Source organism: Saccharopolyspora rosea, assembly GCF_025643595.1.
Lineage (GTDB): Bacteria > Actinomycetota > Actinomycetes > Mycobacteriales > Pseudonocardiaceae > Saccharopolyspora > Saccharopolyspora rosea.
In genome coordinates, this window is record NZ_CP102826.1 from 6,008,819 (window position 1) to 6,030,928 (window position 22,110).

Annotated in this window: 24 protein-coding genes; 9 read left to right on the forward strand and 15 right to left on the reverse strand. The window is 72.3% G+C overall.

Translation table 11 applies throughout. From position 1 onward, the window contains the following. The first annotated feature begins 252 nt into the window (after positions 1 to 252). From uraD to NV263_RS27915, 4 genes are all read left to right on the forward strand, one after another. Complete coding sequence (gene uraD / locus NV263_RS27900) at positions 253 to 777, forward strand: 2-oxo-4-hydroxy-4-carboxy-5-ureidoimidazoline decarboxylase (RefSeq protein ID WP_263249720.1); 525 nt, start codon at positions 253 to 255, stop codon at positions 775 to 777. After that, positions 774 to 1,109 carry a hydroxyisourate hydrolase gene (gene uraH / locus NV263_RS27905; protein WP_263249721.1) on the forward strand — a complete coding sequence of 112 codons (336 nt, stop codon included), beginning with the start codon at positions 774 to 776 and terminating at the stop codon, positions 1,107 to 1,109. The genes uraD and uraH overlap by 4 nt, the downstream gene beginning before the upstream one ends. A gap of 7 nt (positions 1,110 to 1,116) precedes the next feature. Next, positions 1,117 to 2,007 carry a factor-independent urate hydroxylase gene (pucL, locus tag NV263_RS27910; protein WP_263249722.1) on the forward strand — a complete coding sequence of 297 codons (891 nt, stop codon included), beginning with the start codon at positions 1,117 to 1,119 and terminating at the stop codon, positions 2,005 to 2,007. A gap of 167 nt (positions 2,008 to 2,174) precedes the next feature. After that, positions 2,175 to 3,602, forward strand: a complete 1,428-nt coding sequence (locus tag NV263_RS27915) for a nucleobase:cation symporter-2 family protein (RefSeq protein ID WP_263249723.1) — start codon at positions 2,175 to 2,177, stop codon at positions 3,600 to 3,602. A gap of 94 nt (positions 3,603 to 3,696) precedes the next feature. Here the strand turns inward: NV263_RS27915 and NV263_RS27920 are convergent, their stop codons facing one another. The 3 genes from NV263_RS27920 to NV263_RS27930 are packed head-to-tail and all read right to left on the reverse strand — an operon-like array spanning position 3,697 to position 5,706. Beyond that, positions 3,697 to 4,245 (reverse strand): HD domain-containing protein, encoded by a 549-nt coding sequence (locus tag NV263_RS27920; protein WP_263249724.1) that lies wholly within the window; start codon positions 4,243 to 4,245, stop codon positions 3,697 to 3,699. An 8-nt stretch (positions 4,246 to 4,253) separates the two neighbouring features. Continuing rightward, the gene (locus NV263_RS27925; protein ID WP_263249726.1) at positions 4,254 to 4,640 is read right to left on the reverse strand and encodes a Rieske (2Fe-2S) protein; all 387 of its coding nucleotides are present in this window, start codon (positions 4,638 to 4,640) and stop codon (positions 4,254 to 4,256) included. After that, positions 4,627 to 5,706 carry an amidohydrolase family protein gene (locus NV263_RS27930; protein ID WP_263249728.1) on the reverse strand — a complete coding sequence of 360 codons (1,080 nt, stop codon included), beginning with the start codon at positions 5,704 to 5,706 and terminating at the stop codon, positions 4,627 to 4,629. Before NV263_RS27930 ends, NV263_RS27925 begins: the two co-directional genes overlap by 14 nt. 90 nt (positions 5,707 to 5,796) lie before the next feature. Between NV263_RS27930 and NV263_RS27935 the strand changes: the two genes are divergently transcribed. The 3 genes from NV263_RS27935 to NV263_RS27945 all read left to right on the forward strand — a co-directional run bounded on the left by NV263_RS27935 (position 5,797) and on the right by NV263_RS27945 (position 8,475). Further along, complete coding sequence (locus tag NV263_RS27935) at positions 5,797 to 6,534, forward strand: IclR family transcriptional regulator (RefSeq protein ID WP_263249730.1); 738 nt, start codon at positions 5,797 to 5,799, stop codon at positions 6,532 to 6,534. 55 nt (positions 6,535 to 6,589) lie between these two features. After that, entirely contained in the window at positions 6,590 to 7,309 is a 720-nt protein-coding gene (locus NV263_RS27940) for a class I SAM-dependent methyltransferase (RefSeq protein ID WP_263249732.1), read from the forward strand. Positions 7,310 to 7,566: 257 nt separating this feature from the next. Further along, on the forward strand, positions 7,567 to 8,475 hold the full coding sequence (locus NV263_RS27945; RefSeq protein ID WP_263249734.1) for a serine/threonine-protein kinase: 909 nt from the start codon (positions 7,567 to 7,569) through the stop codon (positions 8,473 to 8,475). A gap of 64 nt (positions 8,476 to 8,539) precedes the next feature. On the opposite strand, the gene NV263_RS27950 is transcribed toward NV263_RS27945, so the two are convergent. The 3 genes from NV263_RS27950 to aceB form a co-directional block, all read right to left on the reverse strand. Then, positions 8,540 to 8,863, reverse strand: a complete 324-nt coding sequence (locus NV263_RS27950) for a hypothetical protein (RefSeq protein ID WP_263249736.1) — start codon at positions 8,861 to 8,863, stop codon at positions 8,540 to 8,542. Positions 8,864 to 9,003: 140 nt separating this feature from the next. Further along, positions 9,004 to 10,257 (reverse strand): DUF6986 family protein, encoded by a 1,254-nt coding sequence (locus tag NV263_RS27955; protein WP_263249737.1) that lies wholly within the window; start codon positions 10,255 to 10,257, stop codon positions 9,004 to 9,006. Between the two features lie 68 nt (positions 10,258 to 10,325). Next, positions 10,326 to 11,927 (reverse strand): malate synthase A, encoded by a 1,602-nt coding sequence (aceB, locus tag NV263_RS27960; protein ID WP_263249739.1) that lies wholly within the window; start codon positions 11,925 to 11,927, stop codon positions 10,326 to 10,328. A 239-nt stretch (positions 11,928 to 12,166) separates the two neighbouring features. On the opposite strand from aceB, the gene NV263_RS27965 reads away from it, so the two are divergent. Further along, positions 12,167 to 12,940 carry an IclR family transcriptional regulator gene (locus NV263_RS27965; protein WP_263249740.1) on the forward strand — a complete coding sequence of 258 codons (774 nt, stop codon included), beginning with the start codon at positions 12,167 to 12,169 and terminating at the stop codon, positions 12,938 to 12,940. A gap of 191 nt (positions 12,941 to 13,131) precedes the next feature. On the opposite strand, the gene tsaE is transcribed toward NV263_RS27965, so the two are convergent. The 6 genes from tsaE to glmS all read right to left on the reverse strand — a co-directional run bounded on the left by tsaE (position 13,132) and on the right by glmS (position 19,940). After that, positions 13,132 to 13,599, reverse strand: coding sequence for a tRNA (adenosine(37)-N6)-threonylcarbamoyltransferase complex ATPase subunit type 1 TsaE (tsaE, locus tag NV263_RS27970; protein WP_263249742.1), 468 nt, complete (start codon positions 13,597 to 13,599; stop codon positions 13,132 to 13,134). Further along, on the reverse strand, positions 13,596 to 14,690 hold the full coding sequence (locus tag NV263_RS27975) for an alpha/beta fold hydrolase (RefSeq protein ID WP_263249744.1): 1,095 nt from the start codon (positions 14,688 to 14,690) through the stop codon (positions 13,596 to 13,598). The genes tsaE and NV263_RS27975 overlap by 4 nt, the downstream gene beginning before the upstream one ends. Next, positions 14,687 to 15,844: an alanine racemase gene (gene alr / locus NV263_RS27980; RefSeq protein ID WP_263249746.1), complete on the reverse strand. Its 1,158-nt coding sequence runs from the start codon at positions 15,842 to 15,844 to the stop codon at positions 14,687 to 14,689. The genes NV263_RS27975 and alr overlap by 4 nt, the downstream gene beginning before the upstream one ends. A 141-nt stretch (positions 15,845 to 15,985) precedes the next feature. Then, a complete protein-coding gene (locus NV263_RS27985; RefSeq protein ID WP_263249748.1) occupies positions 15,986 to 17,593 on the reverse strand; it encodes an NAD(P)H-hydrate dehydratase in 1,608 nt (535 codons plus the stop codon). An 87-nt stretch (positions 17,594 to 17,680) separates the two neighbouring features. Beyond that, positions 17,681 to 18,055: a holo-ACP synthase gene (locus tag NV263_RS27990; RefSeq protein WP_263249749.1), complete on the reverse strand. Its 375-nt coding sequence runs from the start codon at positions 18,053 to 18,055 to the stop codon at positions 17,681 to 17,683. 22 nt (positions 18,056 to 18,077) lie between these two features. Next, on the reverse strand, positions 18,078 to 19,940 hold the full coding sequence (glmS, locus tag NV263_RS27995) for a glutamine--fructose-6-phosphate transaminase (isomerizing) (protein ID WP_263249751.1): 1,863 nt from the start codon (positions 19,938 to 19,940) through the stop codon (positions 18,078 to 18,080). Positions 19,941 to 20,031: 91 nt separating this feature from the next. Here glmS and NV263_RS28000 point away from each other — a divergent pair, with 91 nt between their 5' ends. After that, entirely contained in the window at positions 20,032 to 20,856 is an 825-nt protein-coding gene (locus NV263_RS28000; RefSeq protein WP_263249754.1) for a dienelactone hydrolase family protein, read from the forward strand. Between the two features lie 62 nt (positions 20,857 to 20,918). Here NV263_RS28000 and NV263_RS28005 read toward each other — a convergent pair whose 3' ends face one another. The 3 genes from NV263_RS28005 to NV263_RS28015 form a co-directional block, all read right to left on the reverse strand. Beyond that, positions 20,919 to 21,332, reverse strand: a complete 414-nt coding sequence (locus tag NV263_RS28005; protein ID WP_263249756.1) for a hypothetical protein — start codon at positions 21,330 to 21,332, stop codon at positions 20,919 to 20,921. Then, positions 21,311 to 21,463: a hypothetical protein gene (locus tag NV263_RS28010; protein WP_263249757.1), complete on the reverse strand. Its 153-nt coding sequence runs from the start codon at positions 21,461 to 21,463 to the stop codon at positions 21,311 to 21,313. Before NV263_RS28010 ends, NV263_RS28005 begins: the two co-directional genes overlap by 22 nt. A 156-nt stretch (positions 21,464 to 21,619) precedes the next feature. Next, on the reverse strand, positions 21,620 to 22,066 hold the full coding sequence (locus tag NV263_RS28015) for a hypothetical protein (protein WP_263249758.1): 447 nt from the start codon (positions 22,064 to 22,066) through the stop codon (positions 21,620 to 21,622). Between the last annotated feature and the right edge of the window lie 44 nt (positions 22,067 to 22,110).

A 22,110-nucleotide genomic window follows, 5' to 3' on the forward strand; every position in this document is an offset into this window, starting at 1 on the left:
GTGATCGCGGGCCGGTTCCGGGCGCGCTCCGGTGGGTGCACGACGTGCGGCGGGTCATGGTCGACACGTCCGGACTGTGCTGTTCGCACAATCGCTGACCACCGCTTTTCAACAAAGTGTTGACACTCGGGCGAAGCCGGTCGTAGCTTTTTGCGCACCGGAGCCGCGACACCTGCAGGGCCCGCCCGCCGCAATCGGCGCGGCCCGGCGATCCGCGACAACACTCCTCGCCGCGCACCCTTGGGATCTGCGATGTCAACACCAGCCACCACCGAGACCGGCGGCGTCGGCAAGCTCAACGGCCTGCCCCGCCCCGAACTCGTCAAACAACTCCTCGCCTGCCTCGACGTGCCGCGCTGGGCCGACGAGATCGCCGACCGGCGGCCGTTCGCCGACACCGACGAGGTCTACCGGGCCGCCGACGCGGCCGCGCCCGGCCTGACCGGCGAGGAGATCCACCAGGCCCTCGCCGCGCACCCGCGCATCGGCGAGCGCGCCTCCGGCGCGGACACCTCGTCGTCCTGGTCGCGCAGCGAGCAGTCCGGCGTGGACGCCTCGGACACCGAGCTGACCAGGGCGCTGCGCGAGGGCAACGAGGAGTACGAACGCCGGTTCGGGCACGTCTACCTGGTGTGCGCCAGCGGTCGCAGCGGTGCCGAGCTGCTGGAGATCCTGCGCTCCCGGCTGGACAACGACCCCGAGACCGAGATGCGGATCGTCGCCGACGAACTCCGCAAGATCGCACGGTTGAGATTGGCAAAGGTGATCGAAGGATGAGCGCCGTCACGACGCACGTGCTGGACGCCGCCAGAGGCCGTCCCGCCGCCGGAGTCGCGGTCCGCCTGGAGGCCGCCAAGGGCGGCGACTGGACGCCGCTGGCGGAGGGCCGCACCGACGACGACGGCCGGATCAAGGATCTCGGACCGGAGCGGCTGGACGCCGACGACTACCGCCTGACGTTCGCCACCGGGGACTACTTCGACGACCAGGGCGTGGCCACCTTCTACCCGCAGGTGCAGATCACGTTCCGGATCAACGACCCCGAGCAGCACTACCACGTCCCGCTGCTGCTGAGCCCGTTCGCCTATTCCACCTACCGAGGGAGCTGATCACCTCATGGGCATCGTCATGGGCCCGAACCAGTACGGCAAGGCGGAAGTCCGCATCGTCTCGGTCGACCGCAGCACGCCCCGCCACACGCTCAAGGACCTCAACGTCAGCAGCTCGCTGCGCGGCGACCTCGACGCCGCGCACCTGACCGGCGACAACGGCAACGTGCTACCGACCGACACGCAGAAGAACACCGTCTACGCCTTCGCCAAGGAGGCGCCGATCGGTGAGATCGAGGACTTCGCGCTGCGGCTCGGCCGGCACTTCGTGGGTACGGCGAACGGGATCACCGGCGCCCGCATCCTCATCGACGAGTACAACTGGGAGCGCATCCCGGTCGGCGGCACCGGCCACGACCACTCCTTCTCCCGCGCCAACGACGAGAAGCGCACCACCGCGGTGACCATCGACGGCGACCGGGCGCACGTGGTGTCCGGGCTGAAGGACCTGGTCGTGCTCAAGTCCACCGGCTCGGAGTTCTGGGGCTACCCGAAGGACAAGTACACCACGCTGGCCGAGACCAACGACCGGATCCTGGCCACCGCCGTGACGGCCCGCTGGCGCTACCTGCACACCGACGTCGACTGGGGCAAGAGCTTCGAGTCGATCCGGTCGACGATGCTGGAGGCGTTCGCGACCACGCACAGCCTCGCGCTCCAGCAGAGCCTGTACGAGATGGGCAAGGCCGCGCTGGACAAGCACCCGGAGGTCGCCGAGGTGCGGCTGTCCCTGCCGAACAAGCACCACTTCCTGGTGGACCTGCAGTTCTGCGGCCTGGAGAACGACAACGAGGTTTTCTTCGCCGCCGACCGGCCGTACGGTCTGATCGAGGGCATCGTCAAGCGCGACGACGTCGACGACGAACCGCAGGCGTGGTACAGCCTCGCCGAGTTCTGACGCGATGAGCGGGGGCCACCGGGCGAGTCCCGGTGGCCCCCGCTGCTTTTCCCGCCCTCCGGCTGTCCTCAGTGGACGGACGCATTGATTTCCCCGCAACGACGAGAGATCCACCCAACCCGGCGCTGACAGTGACCTGAGCTTTCCCTCGCGGCCGAGGAGTCCTCATGGCCCTTTTCAAGCAACGACGCAACCGCGGCACCCGGAGCGGGAGGGGCGCCGAGGCGCATCCCGTGGACGAGGTCCTCTCGCCGGGCAAGATGCTCGCCTTCGGCGTCCAGCACATCGCGGCGATGTACGCGGGTGTGGTGGCGCCGCCACTGATCATCGGGCAGGCCCTGGGGCTGGCCCCGGTGCAGATGGCGTTGTTGATCAGCGCGGCGCTGTTCACCGCCGGGTTGGCGACCCTGCTGCAGTCGCTGGGCGTGTGGCGCATCGGAGCGCGGTTGCCGTTCGTCAACGGCGTCACGTTCGGTTCGGTCGCCCCGATCCTGGCGATCGTCGCCCAGCCCGGGTCGGCGAACAAGCTCTCCATCATCTACGGATCGGTGCTGGTCGCCGGGTTGTTGGCGTTCCTGGTCGCGCCCTACTTCTCGCGCCTGGTCCGGTTCTTCCCACCGGTGGTCAACGGCACCGTGATCACGCTGATCGGCCTGTCGCTGATGCCGGTGGGCATCAAGTGGATCGTCGGGCAGGACCCGACCGCGCCGGACTACGCCTCGCCCGCCAAGATCGGGCTCGGTGCCGCGACGTTCGTGCTCGTGCTGCTGTTCAACCGGTTCCTCAAGGGCTTCTGGAACCGCATCGCGCTGCTGCTCGGCCTGCTGGTCGGCACGCTGGCCGCGGGACCGTTCGGGCTCATCGACGCCTCGACCTTCGACTCCTCGCCGGTGTTCAACGTGCCGGTCCCGTTCGAACTGGGCCTGCCGAGCTTCAGCCCGACCGCGATCATCTCCATCTGCATCGTGATGGTGGTGGCGATGATGGAGAGCACCGCCGACATGATCGCGCTCGGCGAGATCGTGGACCGGCCCGCCGACGAGCGGACGATCGCGGGCGGGCTGCGCGCCGACGGTCTGGGCAGCGCGTTGAGCTCGGTGTTCGGCGGCTTCACGTGCAGCGCGTTCGCGCAGAACATCGGTCTGGTGGCGCTGACCCGGGTGCGCAGCCGGTACGTGGTGGCCACCGCGGGCGGCGTGCTGGTGCTGCTCGGTCTCTTCCCGGTCGTCGGCGCGGTGGTCTCGTTGGTCCCGCAGCCGGTGCTCGGCGGCGCCGGGCTGGTGCTGTTCGGCTCGGTGGCCTCCAGCGGCATGCGCACGCTCGGCAAGGCGGAGCTGGGCGACCCGTTCAACTCGCTGGTCGTCGCCGGATCGCTCGGGATCGGGCTGATCCCGGTCATCGCGCCGGACTTCTACCAGCACTTCCCGTCCTCGCTGCGGACCGTGCTGGACTCCGGCATCAGCACCGGTTGCCTCGCGGCGCTCGTGCTGAACCTGCTGTTCAACGCCAGGCGCCACGGCAAGCGCTCCGAGGCGGCTCCCGTGCCGCAACCCCGCGCCGCGCAACCGGAATCGGTGGCGCAGCACGAGTCCTAGCCGGGGAGTGCGCGGCGTGGCGGTGCCGGCCGAGGGGGAAGCGGACCACGCCAGCCGGGCAGGGGCGTGAGCGCGGTGCTCACGCCCCTGCGGTTCACCAGCGGGGTTCGGCGAACACGCGGCGCACCATCGGTTCGAAGAACTCCAGCGGCAGCGAGTCGTAGTCCGGGTCGAAGCTGGACTGGTCGTAGCGCTCGCAGAAGTCCACGCACGCCTGGTAGTGCGGGCTGTCCCGGTAGCGGTCGCGGACGTGGCGGTCCTGCCCGTAGTGGTGCGCGTAGTAGTACATCTGGAAAGCACCGTGGTGCCGGATGATCCAGTGCACCTCCTCGCGGACGTAGGGCTTGACGATCGCCGCGGCGAGTTCGCTGTGGTTCTCCGGCGCCAGGTCGTCGCCGAGGTCGTGCAGCAGCGTGGCCACGACGTACTCCTCGTCGCGGCCGTCGCGGTACGCCCTGGTGGCGGCCTGGAGGCTGTGCTCGTAGCGCGAGACCTGGTAGCCGTCGAAGCTGTTCTTGAGCGCCTCCAACGCCCTGAGCAGGCGGTCCGGCAGTTCGCCGACGTGGCGCTTCTCCAGTTCCGCGAGCAGGTGGTAGTCCGCCGCGCTGCCCTCGGACATCCGGGTGAAACCGACCGTGCGCATGCTCTCCCTCACTTCCTCGGCCGCAGCTCGACCACGACCGCGCCGTCCTCGACGCGCACCGGGAAGGTGCGCGCCCGCAACTTCGGGTCCACGAGGGACCGCCCCGTGGTGATGTCGAACTCGAAGCCGTGCCAGGCGCAGCGCAGCACCTGACCGTCCTTGCCGTAGTCGTAGGTGAACTCGTCGGTGGGCAGCGCCGTTCCGGTCAGCGGTCCCTCGCACAGCGCACCCGCGGCGTGCGGGCAGACGCCGTTGAGCGCGAAGAACCGACCGTCGTGCCGGAACAGCCCGAACCGGCGCCGACCGACCCGGAACAGCAGCCGCTCGCCGTCGGCGAGCTCGTCGGCCCGGCACACCGCGACGCGACCGGACTCGTCCGCCTCAAGCACGTGCACCGGCGACCTCCGGGAGTCCGTAGAGCCGACGGGCGTTGCCGTCCAGGACGTCGTCGCGCCACTCGGCCGGGAACCGCGTCGCGTACGGGTCGTCGAAGTCCCAGTGCGGGTAGTCCGAGGAGAACATCAGCATCTCCCGGCCACCGATCTCGTCCAGCGCGGTCCACAGCGCGTCCGGGTTCTTCGGCCGCTCCAGCGGTTGCGTGGTCAGCCGGACGAAGTCGCGGGCGTACTCGCTGGGCAGCCGCTTGAGCCACGGGGTCTCCTTGCGCAGCGCCTGGTAGTCGGCGTCGAGCCGCCACAGCACCGCCGGGACCCACGCGACCCCGCACTCGACCAGCACGAACTTCGTGCCCGGATAGCGTTCCGGGATCCCGTGCGCCAGCACGCTGGCGACGTGGCCCATGCCGGACTCGCAGAGCATGGCGTGCGCCTCCCAGTAGAAGGTCGCGGGTCCGGTCCCGGTCGGGTTGGCGTTGACACCGCTGGTCCCGCCGAGGTGCGCGGCGATCGGCAGCCGCATCTCCGAGGCCGCCTCCCACATCGGGTGGTAGAGGGGGTCGCCGTAGGGGCGCTGCGACCCGGACGTCACCAGCACCTGCGCGACCTTCGGGTGCCCGCCGACGCGGCGGATCTCCGCGGCGGCGCCGTGCGGGTCCTGCGGGGCGACCACGACGGAGACCTGGAACCGCTCGTCCAGCGGCGCCCAGGTGTCCAGCACCCAGTCGTTGTAGGCGCGGGCCAGGGCGCTCGCGTAGTAGGGGTTGGCGAGCGTGGAGACCTCCACGGACTCCTCGCCGAGCAGGATCGCGTAGTCCAGCTCGTAGCGGTCGAGGAGCTGTTCGCGCATGAACTCGTAGTCGGTGCCCGGCGCACCGCCACCGGGCGGGAACGTGTCGTAGCGGATGTAGCCCTCGGGGTGCAGCCAGGGCCGGTGCGCGTGGGGGAACGACTCCCGGCCGCCGGGGAGTTCGCCGCGGTCGAGGTAGTCGCGGAAGTTCGGATCGAGGTAGGGCAGCAGCACGCGGGCGGAATCCCAGCCGTTGTGCACGTCGCAGTCGATCATCTCGGCTCCTTCGTGCTCATATCGCACAGCTATGCTGATATCGCACTGATCCGGAGTCAAGACGGCGTTCGGGGACCGCATAATCGACGCATGAAACCCCTGGAGACGGTGGACCGCGCACTGCAGCTGCTGCAGGCGTTCGACCGCGACCACCGGGAGCTGTCCGTGGGCGAACTCGCGGACGCCCTGCAGGTGCACCACAGCAACGCCTCCCGCCTGGCCGCCACGCTCGCGCTGCGCGGGTTCCTGGAACGCGCCGGCGAGCGCTACCGGGTCGGACCGGAACTGCGCCGCCTCGGCATGCTCGGATTCCTCGACCAGGACCTCGTCACCGAGGCTCGCCCGATCATGAACCGGCTCGTCGAGCGCACCGGCGAAACAGTCGCCTTGTCCACTCTGGACGGTGATCACGCGGTGGACGTCGCGGAGTCCCCCGGCACGCACGTCATCGGCGCGCGCCAGTGGATCGGCCGCCGCTACCCGCTGCACGCCACCTCGGACGGCAAGGTGTTCCTCGCGTTCGCCGCGCCGCTGGAGCCCGACGCCCCGCTGAAGCCGCTCACCGAGCGCACCATCACCGACCCGGAGCGGCTCAAGAGCGAGCTCGACGAGGTCCGCGAACGCGGTTGGGCCACCGCCCGCTCCGAACTGGAGACCGGCATGTGCGGCGTGGCCGCCCCGGTGTTCGGCTCCGGCGGGCACTGCGTCGCCGCGCTCAACATCACCGGTCCCGACTACCGGATGCCCGACCACGTCGTCGGCGACCTCGGCACCGCCTGCCGGGACGCCGCGGACGAACTCAGCGCGCGGCTCGGGCACGGCGCGTGACGAGGTCGGCAAAGCCGTTGGCCGGCACCCCGGACGCGGGCTAGGTTGCGCGGCCATGGAGGACGCCGAGTACTTCTCGATCGTCGAAGGCACGCATGACGTCCAGAACCCGACCAGCCCGGAGAAGCTCCGGCTGGTCGCGGAGTACCTGGGGCTGCGGCGCGGTGGGCGGCTGCTGGACATCGGCTCGGGGCGCGGCTGGTGGACGGTCCACGCCGCCACCGAGGGCTGCGACGTGACCGGACTGGAGATCAACGAGTACTTCGCGGCCGCGGCGCGGCGCCGCGCCGCCGAAGCCGGGGTCGCCGAGCGGCACCGGATCGTGCTCGGCCCGGCCGCCGAGTTCGCCGCCGAACCGGACGGATACGACTTCGCGACCTGCCTCGGCGCGAGCTTCGCCCTGGACGGCTACCGGCCCACGCTGGAACACCTGGCGCGGACGGTGCGCCCGGGCGGCCGGATCGCCGTCGGCGAGCTGCACACCGCCGACGGCACCACGTCCCCGGAACTGCCATCGCTGACCGAACTCGCGCACGTGGCCGCGGAGTTCGACCTCGACGTGGTGGGAGTCGTGTCGGCCGACACCGACGACTGGGACCGGTACGAGTCGCGGCAATGGCTCAACGCGCGCGAGTGGTTCGACCGCAACCCCGACCACCCGCGGCGGCACGAGGTGCTGGCCACCTCGCGGGCGCACCGGGAGAGCTACCTGCGCGACGAACGCGGACAGCTCGGCTGGTCGGTGCTGGTCGCGGTCGTCAACCGGGGTGGCTGAGCCCGAAACTCCTCGACCGGGCGCCGCGAACCGGGGACAATGATCGACGCGGGGGCAGCGAGCGAGACGGGAGCGTTGTGTCGATGGGTGTGCCCAGGCTGTTCAGGTTGCTCTCCCCGGCCAAGCACCACCCCCGCGACGGCCGACCGCGCCGCCGGTCCAGCAGCGAGCGCCGGTCGAGCGGCGAGCACGTCCGCCACGGGGCGTGGCGGTATTCCTACTCGCGAAGTCGCAGTTGACGTCGGGGCCGGTGTTCGGTGCTCATCGACTCGCTGAGCTGCTACTACCGCGAGGAGGAACGGGACTGGGGCAAGCCCGGGCCGTTGCTGGCGCCGGGTGACCGGCTCGCGCCCGGGTACCACGTGGTCCAGCACCTGCGGCGCGGCAGCCGCCTCGACGTCTACGACGTGTGGAGCGAGGAGCGGTCGTGCCGGTGCGTGGCCAAGACGCTGCGCCCGGAGCGCGCCGAGGACGACCGCGCCGTCGGCTGGCTGCGCAACGAGGGCGTGATGCTCAGCCAGCTGACCCATCCGCACCTGGTCCGGGGCTACGAGATCGTGCTGACCGACCCACCGGTGCGCCCGGCGGTGATCACCGAGACGTTGCCGGGCCACACCCTCGGGTACCTGATCGCCCAGCAGGGGTGGCTGCGCCCCGCCGACGTGGCGGTGCTGGGCATCCAGCTCTGCTCGGTGCTCGGCTACCTGCACGGCCGGGGCTGGGTGCACCTGGACGTGAAACCGTCCAACGTGGTCGAGATGGGCGGCCGGGCGGTGCTGCTGGATCTGAGCCTGGCCTGCCGCATCGGCGAGCACAGCACGGCGGGCACCTTCGACTACCTGGCGCCGGAGCAGGCCGAGGGCGGCATGATGACGCCCGCGACCGACACCTGGGGACTCGGCACCACCCTCTACGAGGCGCTCGCCGGCGTCACGCCGTGGACGCACGTGTCGCACCGGGAGCACAGCTCGGGCGGGGGCCGCTACTACCCGCAGCGCGACACCCCGGCCGCACCGCTGCGCACGCACCGCAGGCTCCCCGCCGCGCTGGCCCGCACCGTGGACGCCTGCCTGGAACCGAACCCGGCCGACCGGCCGACCACGGCGGAGGTGGCCGACCGCCTCGCCGACTGGTCCGGTGTGGACCCCCGGACCGCGGGCACCTGACGCGCGCGGTGCCCGCCGCGGGGGTCCGGTCGCCGGGCGGGCGCCTCGCCGCCGGGCGGGACGGTCAGCGCCGCCGGAGCGCGAAGGCCAGCGAGATCGCCGCGACGGCGAACGCGATCTGGCCGCCCAGGACGATGCGGTTGACGTTGACGGCCGGGTGCCACCGCACCCCGCCGCCGGAGATCTCGAACGATCCGACCGGCCGGGCGACCACCCCCGCCCCGCGGCCGGCCCGCCGCCCGGCGCCGCCCGCGCCCGCGCGGACCGCCGCGACCGGCACCAGGGTCACCTCGCCCCGGTGCACCGGCTCGCCGAAGACGTGGTTCCTGCCGAGCCGGTCCGCCAGTTCGGCCAGGGCGTCGTCCCGGTCGTGCTCCTCGTGTCCCATGCCGCTCCTCCTCGCGTGGTCATCGCCGAAGGTAGCGGCCGGCCCCGGCCCCCGCCGAGCTTTCACCGCAACGGCCGCTGATGCCTGTCTTCGAACTCGTCGTGCGTGGCAGTGCCGGAACGAGTTCGACGAGGAGGTCCTCAGAGACGACCCAGTTTGCGGAGTTCTGCTTCCGGGACCCCGGTCATCTGCTCGACCTCCGAGGCATCGGTGGCCCCGTTGTCCAGCGCTCGGACGAACGACACCGCCAACGCCCGAGCGGTGGCGGGCTCGTCCAGGACCGCCCCGCCGGTGGACGAGACGTAGGCCGACAGGCGGCGCGCCTCCGCGGGCGCGGCGTCGCGGAACGCCGCGAACACCGCCGCGTAGCGGGTGACCAGCTGCGCCGGGTGCAGGTCCCAGCCCTGGTAGAAGCCGTGCTCCAGGGACCGGCGGACCAGCTGGTAGTGCGTCCGCCAGCCGTGGTGCACCTGCTCGCCGACCGGCAGCACGTTGGTGGAGCCGTCCGACAGGAAGACCCCGGTGCCCGCCGCCGCGACCTGCATCGCGTGCCGGGCGAAGTCGCAGGCCCGGTGCGCGAGGTGCTGGTGCGCCGCGGTGAGCCCGCAGCTGGCCGTGTAGTCGTAGGTGCCGAAGTGCAGGCCGCTGACCCGTCCACCGCCGGCGCGCAGGAAGCGCGGCAGCGCGAACCGGCCGTCGGAGTCCACGATGGACTGGGTGGTCTCCACCTGGATCTCGAACCGCAGCGACTTCTCCGGCATGCCGAGCTGCTGCTCGAAAAGCTCCAGCAGCTCGACGAACACCTCGACCTGCGCGGCGTCGACGACCTTCGGGAAGGTGAGCGCGAACCCGGTGGGCAGGCTGCCCCACTGCTGCAGCAGCGCGGTGAGGAAGACGTCCAGCGTGCGCACCGAGCGGGCGCGCAGCTCCGGGGTGTCGAAGGACTTCACCCGCAGGCCGAAGTTGGCGGGTTCGGAGCCGTCGCGCAGCCACTCCGCGACGACCCCGGCGGTGCGCTCGGCGTCGGCGTCCTCGGCCTCGTCACCGGGTCGGCCGTAGCCGTCCTCGAAGTCGATGCGCAGGTCCTCGACGGCAGCGCGCTCCAGCTTCGCCCGGACCCTCGGGTGCACGGCCCGCGCGATCCCGGCGTCCAGCCCGAGGATGTCGGTGAACGCCTCGGGGGTCGGAGCGTGCTCGTCGAACGCGGCCAGCGCCTCCCGACCCCACTGCCGCACGGTCGAGACGTCGACCTTGTTCGCCGGCACGTAGCAGGTGTGCACCGGCTGCCGAGCCGCGCTCGCACCGGGGTAGGTGCGCGCCATGTGTTCGTCCACAGCGGACAGTCGAGCGAGCCGTCCGGCGATCTCGGTGGTTTCCAGCGAGGTTCTGGCCACTTGCGCTCCCTTCAACAAAGACCGCGAGTCCTCCGGGCCGCCGGCCCGGAGGACTCCGCGGTTTCTCGTCAGTCGATCTGCTCGTAGGCGGGCAGCGTCAGGAAGTCGACGAACTCGTCGGCGATCGCCACCTGCTCGAACAGCTCGACCGCCCGACCGAGGTTCTCGGCCGGGAAACCCTCCTCGGCGCGCAGCTGCTTCTCGGTGTCGGCCAGCACCTCGCGGACCAGGTCACGGGTGACCCGCTCGCCACCGGCCAGCACGACGTCGTTGTGCAGCCACTGCCAGATCTGCGACCGGGAGATCTCGGCGGTCGCGGCGTCCTCCATGAGGTTGTGGATCGCCGCGGCACCGTTGCCGCCCAGCCAGGACACGATGTAGCGGACGCCGACGTCGACGGCACCGCGCAGCCCCTCGATGGTCTTGTCCCCGGGGGTGTCGGCGACCGCGAGCAGCTGGTCGGCGGTCACCGAGACGTCCTCGCGCACCCGGTCGATCTGGTTGGGCTTGTCGCCCAGCACCGCGTCGAACTCCTCGAAGCAGATCGGCACCAGGCCCGGGTGCGCGACCCAGGAACCGTCGAAGCCGTCACCGGCCTCGCGCTTCTTGTCGTCGTGGACCTTGCCCATGGCCTTCTCGTTGGTGGCCGGGTCCTTGGTCGGGATGAACGCGGCCATGCCGCCGATCGCGAACGCGCCGCGCTTGTGGCAGGTGCGCACCAGCAGTTCGGTGTAGGCGCGCATGAACGGCGCGGTCATGGTGACCGAGTTGCGGTCCGGCAGGATGTAGCGGTCGGAGTCGCGGAACGTCTTGATGACGCTGAACAGGTAGTCCCAGCGACCGGCGTTGAGCCCCGCGGAGTGGTCGCGCAGCTCGTAGAGGATCTCCTCCATCTCGAAGGCGGCCGGGTAGGTCTCGATCAGCACGGTGCCGCGGATGGTGCCGTGCGGGATGCCGAGCTTGGCCTGGGCGCGGGTGAACACGTCGTTCCACAGCCGCGCTTCGAGGTGGCTCTCCATCTTCGGCAGGTAGAAGTACGGGCCGCTGCCCCGGTTGATCAGTTCCTGCGCGTTGTGGAAGAAGTGCAGGCCGAAGTCCACCAGCGCGCCGACCACGGGCTTGCCGTCGACCAGGATGTGCTTCTCGTCGAAGTGCCAGCCGCGCGGGCGGACCAGCGGGACCGCGTGGCGGACGTCCTCGCGCAGCTTGTACTGCTTGCCCTCCGGAGTGGTCAGCTCGATCTGCTTGCGGACCAGGTCGTAGAGGTTGACCTGGCCGGAGACCACGTTGTTCCAGTGCGGGGTGTTGGCGTCCTCCAGGTCGGCCAGCCAGACGCGCGCCCCCGAGTTGAGGGCGTTGATCGCCATCTTGCGGTCGGTGGGGCCGGTGATCTCGACGCGGCGGTCGGCGATGTCGGCCGGCGGTTCGGCGACCTTCCAGTCGCCCTCGCGGATGTGCCGGGTCTCCTCCAGGAAGTCCAGCCGGCCGTTCCGCGCGGCCTCCTCGCGGCGCTGCTTGCGGCGGGCGAGCAGCTCGTCGCGCCGAGCACCGAACTCCCGCTGCAAGTCGGCGACGAACTCCAGGGCCTGCCTGGTGAGGATCTCGTCACCCCGCTCGACTGGGCCGCCGAGCACCTGCACGCCGGGGGCGATCTCTGCGGAATCGGACATTGTGGGGTCCACCTTCTTTCTGCTGCCGGGTTCCAGACGGTGGCTGATGGCTCACCTTGCCGCGTGAAGCGCGCGCCCGCACCCGCCGCTTGCGCACCACGTTCTCGCTACCGGTACGCCCGTTATGTTTTCTGCATCGTGGATGTTAGTTTCCGCATGGCGTTCCTAGCAACATGAGCTGTGGCACCCGCTACGGACTAGACTTCGACTCGACCACCCAGCGGAAAGGGAGTTCTGCGATGACCGAAGCGCGCCGCAACCAGGGCGGAGGAGTGCAGTCGGTCGAGCGCACCTTCGAACTCCTGGAGCTGATGGCCGACGCGGGCGGCGAGGTGGCGCTGTCCGAACTCGCGGACAAGTCGGGGCTGCCGCTGCCGACGATCCACCGGATCATGCGCACCCTGGTCGGCGCCGGGTACGCGCGCCAACAGCCGTCCCGCCGCTACTCGCTCGGGCCGCGGCTGATCCGGCTCGGCGAGACCGCCAGCCGCGCGCTCGGTTCCTGGGCGCGCCCGTACCTCGCCGAACTCACCGAGGCCACCGGTGAGACGTCGAACATGGCGGTGCTCGACGGCGCCCAGATCGTCTACGTCGCCCAGGTCCCCTCGCAGCACTCGATGCGGATGTTCACCGAGGTCGGACGCCGGGTCGACGCGCACGCCACGGCGGTGGGCAAGGCGATCATGGCGAACCTGCCGCCCGAGGCGGTCACCCAGCTGCTCACCCGCGCCGGGATGCCGCCGCAGACCGAGCGCACGATCACCACGGTCGAGGCGATGCACGCCGAACTCGCCCGCATCCGCGACCAGGGCTACGCCCTCGACGACGGCGAGCAGGAGGTCGGCGTCCGCTGCTACGCCGTCGCGGTCCCGGGGGCCCCGGCGGGCGCGGCGATCTCGATCAGCGGTCCGGAGGGCCGGATGACCCGCATCGCCACCGACGACGTCGTCCCGCTCATGCAGCGCCTGGCCCGCGAACTCGCCACCGACCTCAGCGTCGGCAACACGGCCTGAGTTTTATACGTTTCGAACTCGTTTTGCTTCGCGGTGCCGGAAGCGGAACCTCAGCGCCGGCGCAAGCGGCGAGACCGCTCACCAAAGAGAGAAAGCGGCTGACGCCGCTTGCCACACCCGGTCCGGAACGTGGCTCCGGGCAGGGTTCTCGGCGATCTGACGGGGTGGTTCGAAGAGGGGCAACTCCGGACTCAGCCCAGGTCCAGGTCGGCCCAGCGGTCCCCGTGCGGTTCGAGGGTGATCTCGCGGACGTCGTCGTCGCGGCGCCGGATGCGCAGCACCAGGTAGGTGTCGGCGAGCTGCTCGACCATGCCCTCGCCCCACTCCACGACCACGGCCGCGTCGGTGAGGTCGGTGTCCAGGTCGAGGTCGTCGATCTCGTCGAGCCCGGACAGCCGGTAGGCGTCCACGTGCACCAGTGCGGGACCGTCCCCGGACTCCGGGCGGTGCACCCGGGCGATCACGAACGTCGGCGAGGTGACCGAGCCGGTGACGCCCATGCCCGCGGCGACGCCCCGGGCGAGCACGGTCTTGCCCGCACCCAGCGGACCGTCCAGCAGCACCAGGTCACCGGCCCGCAGCGCCGCGCCCAGGCGACGTCCGAAGGCCAGCGAGTCCGATTCGGTGGGCAGTTCCACCGTCCGCAGCGCGGAACTCAACTCCCGGTCACCTCCCCGCTCCCGTTCCGGGCCACCGCCCGGCGCAGCAGTGCGGCCAGCTGCTCGGTGACCGCCTCGTGCTGCTCCAGCATCACCATGTGCCCGGAGTCGGCGATCCGCACCAGCTCCCCGTCGGGCAGCTCCGCGGCGATCGCCTCGGAGTGCTCGAACGCGGTGATCCGGTCGGCGTCCCCGGCCAGCACCAGCACCTCGCACCCGCGCAGCGCGGCGAGCGCCGCCCGGCGGTCGTGCGAGCCGATGGTGTCCAGGAAGTCCGTGACGACCTCGACCGTGGTGGCGCCGATCATGTCCGCCACCAGGTCCACCAGCGCCGGTGAAACGCGCAGCTCACCGGCTGACACGCTGCGGATGACGCTCCAGGTCAGCTGCGCCCCGGTGCGCCGCGCGCGCTCCACGAGTCCCGGCTGGAAACCGGCGAGCAGCGCGAGACCGCGCGGCACCGGGTTGTAGCGCGACAACCACGGTCGCGGCATACCGGACGCGCCGATCCCGCCCGCCGAGGTGCCGAGCAACGCCACGCCGAGCACCCGCTCGCGGAACAGCTCCGGCCGCTGCTCGGCCAGCGCCATGATCGTCATGCCGCCCATCGAGTGCCCGACGAGCACCACCGGCCCTCGGCGCGCGGTGGCCCGCAGCACCGCGTCGAGGTCCCGGCCGAGCTGGTCGATCGTGCTGCCGCGCTTGGCGGAGTGGCCGGAGCGGCCGTGGCTGCGCTGGTCGTAGAGCACCAGCCGGACCCGGGGGTCGGTCAGCTCGGGCAGGTCGCGGCGCTGGAAGTGCCAGCAGCGCGAGTCCAGCGCGTAGCCGTGCACGAACACCACGGTCACCTCGGCGTGCTCGCCGTCGGCGGGCTTGATCTCCTGCACCGCGAGCGGAACGCCGTCGTCGGCGGTCACCGTGGAACGCCGGTCCGGCTGGAGCCTGCCCAGCGGCTCGTCGGCGTACGGGTCGTCGGTCCGGCGCAGCGCGGCGATCCGGGAGCTCTGCGCGGCGGCGCCCACCGCGGCGCCGGTGATCGCGGCGCCGAGCACGCCCGTGGTCCAGGCGAGCGCCTGCCACACCGGCTTCACAGCGCCTCCGCGGCCACCGGGACGTCGACCGCGGTGCGGGTGACGCGCGGCCGGTACATGCCGGTGACGACCTCGTAGTGGATGGTGCCGAGCTCGTCGGCCCACTCCGCGGCCGTCGGCTCGCCCCGGTCGCCGGGGCCGAACAGCACGACCTCCTCGCCCTCGCGGACCACGTCGTCGCCGCAGTGCACGACGATCTGGTCCATGCACACCCGGCCGACGACGGGGCGGCGCTTGCCCGCCAGCCACACCTCCAACCGGCCGGACAGGGTGCGCGGCACGCCGTCGGCGTAGCCGACCGGCACCAGCGCCAGGTTCGCGGCCCGCTCGGCGGTCCACGTCTGGCCGTAGGAGACGCTCTCCCCCGGCTCGACGCGCTTGGTCATCGTCACCGAGGAGCGGAACGTCATCGCCGGCCGCAGGCCGTGGTCGCCGTGCTGCGGCACGGGGTCCAACCCGTACACCGCGATCCCCGGGCGGACCATCTCGAAGTGCAGGTCCGGGCGGGTCAGCACGGCCGCCGAGTTGGCCAGGTGCCGGATCGGGTCGAGACCGGCGGCGCGGGCCCGCTCGTAGGCGCGCTGGAACCGGGCGGCCTGCCGGTCGATCGACGGGTGCCCGACCTCGTCGGCGCACGCCAGGTGCGACCACACCGCGACCACGCGCACGTCCCCGTCGGCCTGCGCCCGCACCGCCGCGGACACCAGGGCGGGCCACTCGTCCTCCGGGCAGCCGTTGCGGTGCAACCCGGTGTCGATCTTCAGGTGCACCCGGGCGGTCCGGCCGACCCTGCGGGCGGCGGCGGCGATCCGCTCCAGGCAGTCCACGGAGGACGCGGAGAGTTCGACGTCGGCCGCGACCGCCGGGGCGAAGTCGTCGCCGTGCGCGTAGAGCCAGCACAGCACCGGCGCGGTGATCCCGGCCTCGCGCAGCCGGAGCGCCTCGTCGATCGCGGCGACGCCGAGCGCGTCCGCGCCGGACTCCAGCGCGGCGCGCGCCACCGTCATGGCGCCGTGCCCGTAGCCGTCGGATTTCACCACGACCATCGTCCGGGCACCGGACTCCCGGGCGGACCCGGAGAGCACGGCGACGTTGTGCCGGATTGCGTCGACGTCGATCCGCAGGTCAGCGCGGTACGCAGGCTGCTCGTTCATGGCAGAGCCATGGTCGCACACCACCCGCCCGGGTCTCCGCCGGTCCTACCTCCCGCCCCAGCTCACACCACCGACGCACACCACGACCACCCGCCGTGATCGCACCGGGGAACGCACTCCCCGCCCGGGTGACGGGGCGGACTAGCGGAAAGCCGCGCGGAAGGCGGCTTCGCGAACCGAGCGGATCGCGTCCGGGACCGCCGCCAGCAGCGCCGAGGCGCCGATCGGGGCACCGACGCGGAACGTCCCGCCGCGTCCGGGGCCGTCGGCGGGCGCGACGCCCGGCCCGGCCGGGCCGCGGGCGCTGCCCCCGCTGCGCGCCCCGCCCGCCGCGCGGCCGCCACCCGCGGCCAGCTCCGCCGCCAGCGAATGCACGAACGTGGCGTACCCGCAGGCCAGCCAGGGTTCCACGCCACCGGCGAGCAGGGCGCCGAGCAGGCCGGTGAGCACGTCGCCGGACCCCGCGGTGGCGGGCCAGGCGTGGCGCGAGTCGTTGACGAGCACCCGCCCGTCGGGAGCCGCGATCACGGTGGTGTTGCCCTTGAACAGCACCACCGCGTCGAACCGGGCGGCGACGTCGCGGGCCGCACTGACCCGGTCGGTGCCGGCCTCGCCGCCGGCGAGCCGGGCGAATTCGCCCGCGTGCGGGGTGAGCACCAGCGGCGCGTCCGGATCGCGGGCGTCCCAGAGCGTCGGGTCGTTGGCGAGCAGCGTGATCGAATCGGCGTCGGCGCACACCGGGCGCCCGGACTCCAGGACGTGCAGCAGCACCTCGCGCCCGCTCGCCCCGGTGCCGATGCCCGGTCCGACGGCCCACGCCTGGACCCGCCCGGCGTCGGTGATCGACCCGGTCGCCACCACCTCCGGCCAGTGCGACCGCACCACGTCGGCGGCCGGACCGGCGTAGCGGACCATGCCCGAGGTCGCCTGCACCGCGGCGCCGCTGGCCAGCACCGCCGCCCCTGGGAAGGTCGCCGATCCGGCGGCGACGCCGACGACGCCCTGGGTGTACTTGTCGTCCTCCGGCCCCGGGACGGGCCAGTTCTCCCCCACCTCGGCCGCGTCGAGCAGGTGCAGCTCGGGCGCGGGCAGGTACCCGTCGAGCCCGATGTCGGCGACCTCCACGTCCCCGGAGTGCACCGCTCCCGCCCCGAGCACGTGGCACGGTCGGCGCCCGCCGAAGGTGACCGTGACGTCGGCGAGCACCGCCGGTCCGTCGACGGCTCCGGTGACCGGGTCGACGCCGCTGGGCAGGTCGACCGCGACGACGGGCGCGGTGACCCGCCGCCACAGCTCGGCGGCGGTCGGCCGCAGGCCGCCGCGTCCGGAGAGGCCGACGATGCCGTCGATCACGGCGTCGGCGCGCTCCACGGCGTCAGCGGCCTCGGCGCCGATGCCGGAGGTGTCCGGGCTGGGCCCGTCCGCCGCCACGGCGCGGCCACCGGCGCGGCGCAGCGCCGCGAGACCGGCGGGGTGGGTCTTGTCGGGCGCGAGGAGCACGGCGGTCACGCCGACCCCGCGTCGACGCAGGAACGTCCCGGCCCACAGCGCGTCCCCGCCGTTGTTGCCCGCGCCGACCAGCAGGGTCGCGTGCCGACCGGCGACGCCGCCGGTGCACTCGGCCAGCAGGCGTACGGCGTGGACGGACACCGCGTGCGCCGCCCGCCGCATCACCTGCGGCTCCGGGGTCCGGGTGAACAGCCGCTGTTCGGCGGCGCGGATCTGGTCCGGAGTCCACACTCCCTGCATCGAGCCCTCCCTGGATCACCGCGGTCCCGCACAGTCTGCACGTCCGCCGGCCGACCGCCGCCCCGGGACACGCACCGCCGCCGGCGATCACCCGGAGCGCTCGGCCACCACGAAAGCGCAGGCCAGGTCAGCGTCGTGGGTGAGGGAGACGTGCCAGTCCGTGACGCCCGCCGCGGCGGCCACCGCACCCAGGTGCCCCGACACGCGCAGCACCGGACGCCCGCTCGGCTCGCTGCGCACCTCGCAGTCGGCGAACCGGTAACCGCGCGGCGCGCCCAGCGCCTTCGCCGCCGCCTCCTTGGCGGCGAAGCGCGCGGCCAGCGACCGGGCGGACCGCGGTCGACCGGCCGCGGTGAACCGCTCACCGGTGGTGAACACCCGGTCGGCGAGCGCCGGGGTGCGGCGCAGCGCCGCCGCGAAGCGGGCGACGCCGACGAGGTCCGTGCCGACTCCGACGATCACGCTGCTCCTCGGCGAGCCGCCCTCACTCGACGGTGACGGACTTGGCGAGGTTGCGCGGCTTGTCGACGTCGAACCCGCGGGCCCGCGCGATCTCGGCGGCCAGCACCTGCAACGGGATGGTCGAGACCAGGGGCTGCAGCAGCGTCGGCACCGACGGCACCTCGACGAGCTCGTCGGCGAACGGCCGCACCGCCTCGTCGCCCTCCTCGGCGATGACGATGGTGCGCGCGCCGCGCGCCTGGATCTCGCGGATGTTGGACACCAGCTTGGCGTGCAGCAGCGCGCGCCCCTCGGGCGAGGGCATCACGACGACGACCGGCAGGCCCTCCTCGATCAGGGCGATCGGCCCGTGCTTGAGCTCCCCGGCGGCGAAGCCCTCGGCGTGCATGTACGCCAGCTCCTTGAGCTTGAGCGCGCCCTCCAGCGCCACCGGGTAGCCGACGTGCCTGCCCAGGAACAGCACCGCCTTGGAACCGGCCATGTCCCGCCCCAGCTCCCGCACTTGGTCCACAGTGGACAGCGTGCGGCGCACCGCCTCCGGCATCCCGGCCAGCTCGTGGAACTCGCGCGCCACCTCGTCGGAGTACTTGGTGCCGCGCGCCTGCGCGAGGGCCAGGCCCACCAGGTAGTTCGCCGCGATCTGGGCGAGGAACGTCTTGGTCGCCGCGACCCCGATCTCCGGTCCGGCGTGCGTGTAGAGCACGGCGTCGGACTCGCGCGGGATCTGCGCCCCGTTGGTGTTGCAGATCGCCAGCACCCGAGCGCGCTGGGTGCGCGCGTGCCGCACCGCCTCCAGGGTGTCGGCGGTCTCCCCGGACTGGGAGATCGCCACGACCAGGGTGTCGCGCCCCAGCACCGGGTCCCGGTAGCGGAACTCGCTGGCCAGCTCGACCTCGACCGGGATCCGGCACCAGTGCTCGATGGCGTACTTGGCCAGCAGCCCGGAGTGGTAGGCGGTGCCGCAGGCGACCACGAAGACCTTGTCGATGTCGCGCAGGTCCTGGTCGGTGAGCCGCCGCTCGTCGAGCACCACGGAGCCACCGGTGAAGTGCCCGCGCAGCGTGTTCTCCAGCGCCTCGGGCTGCTCCTCGATCTCCTTGAGCATGAAGTAGTCGTGGCCGCCCTTCTCGGCGGCCGACAGGTCCCAGTCGACGGTGAACGGCTTGGCCGCGACCTCGACACCGGTGAAGTCGCTCACCCGGTACCCGTCCCGGCTGATCGTGACCACCTGGTCCTGCCCCAGCTCGACGGCGTCGCGGGTGTGCTCGATGAACGCCGCGACGTCCGAGGCGACGAAGTGCTCACCCTCGCCGACCCCGACGACCAGCGGCGAGGACCGGCGCGCGGCGACGATCTCGTCCGGCCGGTCGGCGTGCGTGACGACCAGCGTGAACGCGCCCTCCAACCGCCGGGCCACGGCGCACACGCTCGCGGTCAGGTCCCCGGCCGTCTCGCCCTCGGCGAAGGCCGCGGCGACCAGGTGCGCCGCGGTCTCGCTGTCGGTCTCGCTGGCCATCTCGACGCCCGCGGCCTCCAGCTCGGCGCGCAGCGCGGCGAAGTTCTCGATGATCCCGTTGTGGACCACCGCGACCCGGCCGGCGGCGTCGCGGTGCGGGTGGGCGTTGCGGTCGGTCGGCGCGCCGTGCGTCGCCCACCGGGTGTGACCCATGCCGCTGGTCCCGGCGAACCGCTGCCCGTCGTCCTCGGCGATCCGCTTCTCCAGGTTCGACAGCGCACCGGCGGCGCGTTCCACGGCGAGTCCACCCGCCCCGTCGAGCAGCGCCACCCCGGCCGAGTCGTACCCGCGGTACTCCAGCCTCCGCAGGCCGTCGAGCACCACGTCGAGGGCCGGGCGATGTCCTACGTAACCAACGATGCCGCACACCCGGCCCAGCGTAGCTACTCCTGTCGGCCCGAACCTCGTGAGGACTGTCGCTACCCCGCGCGTCCACCCGGGTCCGCTACCGTTGCCGACCATGGCGAGTTCTGCCAAGAAGGCGTTCGAAGAACTGTCCCGGCGCGGGCCGCACGACGTGCTGCACGGTGACATGGCTCTCGTCGGGCTGCCGGGCGTCGTCTGCACCCCGCGCAGCGGCCTGGGCCTGCCCGCGGTCGCGTTCGGCCACGGCTGGTTGCAGCCGCCGCGCCGCTACCTCGGCCTGCTCCGCCACCTCGCCTCGTGGGGCATCGTCGCCGCCGCGCCGGGCACCCAGCGCGGTGCGTTCGCGTCCCACCGCCTGTTCGCCACCGATCTGCGCACCGCACTGGACGTCTGCGCCGGAGTCCGCCTCGGCGACGGCGGGATCAGCGTCGACACCGAGCGCCTCGGCGTGGCGGGCCACGCCATGGGCGGCGGCTGCGCGGTCCTCGCCGCGGCCGCCGACGACCGGATCCGCTCCGTCGCCACGCTGGCGGCGTCGGAGACCATGCCCTCGGCGTTCGAAGCGGCGAACCAGGTGCGCGTGCCCGGCCTGCACGTCACCGCGGGCCGCGACCTGCTCGCGCCCCCGGTGTCCAACGCCGCACCGATCGCGCACGCCTGGAACGGCCCGGTCCAGCTGCGCACCGTGAAGAAGGCCAGCCACCTCGGCTTCACCGAAGGCCGGCACTGGACGGAGCTGGTCCTGCACGGCAAGTCGGAATGGGCCACCCAACGCTTGGCCAAGGCGCTGCTGACGGCGTTCTTCCTGCGCACGCTGGCGGGCGACGACCGCGGTGAACCCCTGCTGACCGCCGACGTCGCGGGCAGCACCATCGACCGGGAGCACACCCGGGGAACCCTCGCGACGGCCCGGAGCTGACCGGCTCGACGGATTTCGCGGCCTCCGGTCCGAAACCGCGTCAGACCATTGTGGACTCGGGTTCACCAGCGCTGCTGCTGCGGCGGCGGCTGGTACCCGTGCCACTGCGGCGGAGGCGGGTAGGCAGCGCTGCGCCGGTCGCGCAAGGCGCGAGCCACCGGCGGGACGAACATCAACACGATGACCACGATCCAGACCAGCGCGTAGCCGATCGACCCGATCCAGTACTTCCCGGGCACCATCGCCACACCGGAGCAGGCGTCGAGCAGCAGGACCGCAGCGGCGCCGAGGACGACGAACCGCGCCCACGCGAACCGCCGGATCAGCATGACGCCACCGAAGACGGCGAGTGCCGCGAACAGGAGCACGAGAACGCCGAGCACCACGGCACCCATCAGCAGGGACCGGAAGGGGAACACCTGGGACACGCCGTGGGCACCGCCGAACACGACGATCAACGGCAGCAGTGCGTGCAACCCGCGAGCACGCACACCACGGCCCCCACCACGACCGGAGCCGCCGAAGGCCGCCCGCCCGACGGCTGAACGCCGGGCACGTAGTTGGGGTACGGCGCCTGCTGGTACGGCCCGGGCTGCTGCGGATGCACGTGGCAGAGGATAGGCGAAAAACCGGACCCCGTGGTCACTTCGGGCCGAACGACGAGTGATCAGCAGCGGAAAGTCGTGGTCGCGCGGACACCGGATGCGGGTGGGCCACGGACCACGAACTCACCGCACCAGCCGTACCTGGAATGAGCGCGGATTCACCTCAACCAGCTCTGGTTCTCGAAGTCGTCATCGTCGTCGTGAACCGGCTGCTGCCGCCGGGGGGCGGGCTTGGGCGGCGGTGGAGCCGGGGTCGCCTGCGGCGGTGCGTGCTTCGGCTGCTCGGCGCGTCGACCGAACCGTCCTACTTGGACGTTCCAGCCGCTCGGTTCGGGCGGGCGGACCGGTTCCGGTCGGACCGGGACGTCCTGGGGGGCACGCCCCGCCTGCACGTTCCGGTCCGACGACTGCGGTTCCGTGGTCGCGGGTTCCTGTTCCTGGCGCTGTTGCCGGTGCCGCGCGGCGAGGTCCTGGGAGAAGCCCTCCACGACGGGGTCCGGGTCCTCGTACTGCGCGTCCTCGGTGACGGCGCCGATCTCCTGGACACCGCCCTTCTGGTCCTGCCGCTTCAGGAACTCCGCGCGTTCCCGCACCCGCGAGACCAACTTCTGGGCCTTCTCGACCTCCTCGGCGACTCCCTTCGAGGTGG

Bases quoted from the DNA above. Each gene is read 5' to 3' on its own strand.
- NV263_RS27915 (WP_263249723.1), top strand. From the start codon at position 2,175: ATGGCCCTTTTCAAGCAACGACGCAACCGCGGCACCCGGAGCGGGAGG.
- uraH (WP_263249721.1), top strand. From the start codon at position 774: ATGAGCGCCGTCACGACGCACGTGCTGGACGCCGCCAGAGGCCGTCCC.
- NV263_RS27930 (WP_263249728.1), bottom strand. From the start codon at position 5,706: ATGATCGACTGCGACGTGCACAACGGCTGGGATTCCGCCCGCGTGCTG.
- aceB (WP_263249739.1), bottom strand. From the start codon at position 11,927: ATGTCCGATTCCGCAGAGATCGCCCCCGGCGTGCAGGTGCTCGGCGGC.
- NV263_RS27920 (WP_263249724.1), bottom strand. From the start codon at position 4,245: ATGCGCACGGTCGGTTTCACCCGGATGTCCGAGGGCAGCGCGGCGGAC.
- NV263_RS28000 (WP_263249754.1), top strand. From the start codon at position 20,032: ATGGCGAGTTCTGCCAAGAAGGCGTTCGAAGAACTGTCCCGGCGCGGG.
- pucL (WP_263249722.1), top strand. From the start codon at position 1,117: ATGGGCATCGTCATGGGCCCGAACCAGTACGGCAAGGCGGAAGTCCGC.
- uraD (WP_263249720.1), top strand. From the start codon at position 253: ATGTCAACACCAGCCACCACCGAGACCGGCGGCGTCGGCAAGCTCAAC.
- NV263_RS27965 (WP_263249740.1), top strand. From the start codon at position 12,167: ATGACCGAAGCGCGCCGCAACCAGGGCGGAGGAGTGCAGTCGGTCGAG.
- NV263_RS27940 (WP_263249732.1), top strand. From the start codon at position 6,590: ATGGAGGACGCCGAGTACTTCTCGATCGTCGAAGGCACGCATGACGTC.
- NV263_RS27935 (WP_263249730.1), top strand. From the start codon at position 5,797: ATGAAACCCCTGGAGACGGTGGACCGCGCACTGCAGCTGCTGCAGGCG.
- alr (WP_263249746.1), bottom strand. From the start codon at position 15,844: ATGAACGAGCAGCCTGCGTACCGCGCTGACCTGCGGATCGACGTCGAC.
- NV263_RS27985 (WP_263249748.1), bottom strand. From the start codon at position 17,593: ATGCAGGGAGTGTGGACTCCGGACCAGATCCGCGCCGCCGAACAGCGG.
- NV263_RS27950 (WP_263249736.1), bottom strand. From the start codon at position 8,863: ATGGGACACGAGGAGCACGACCGGGACGACGCCCTGGCCGAACTGGCG.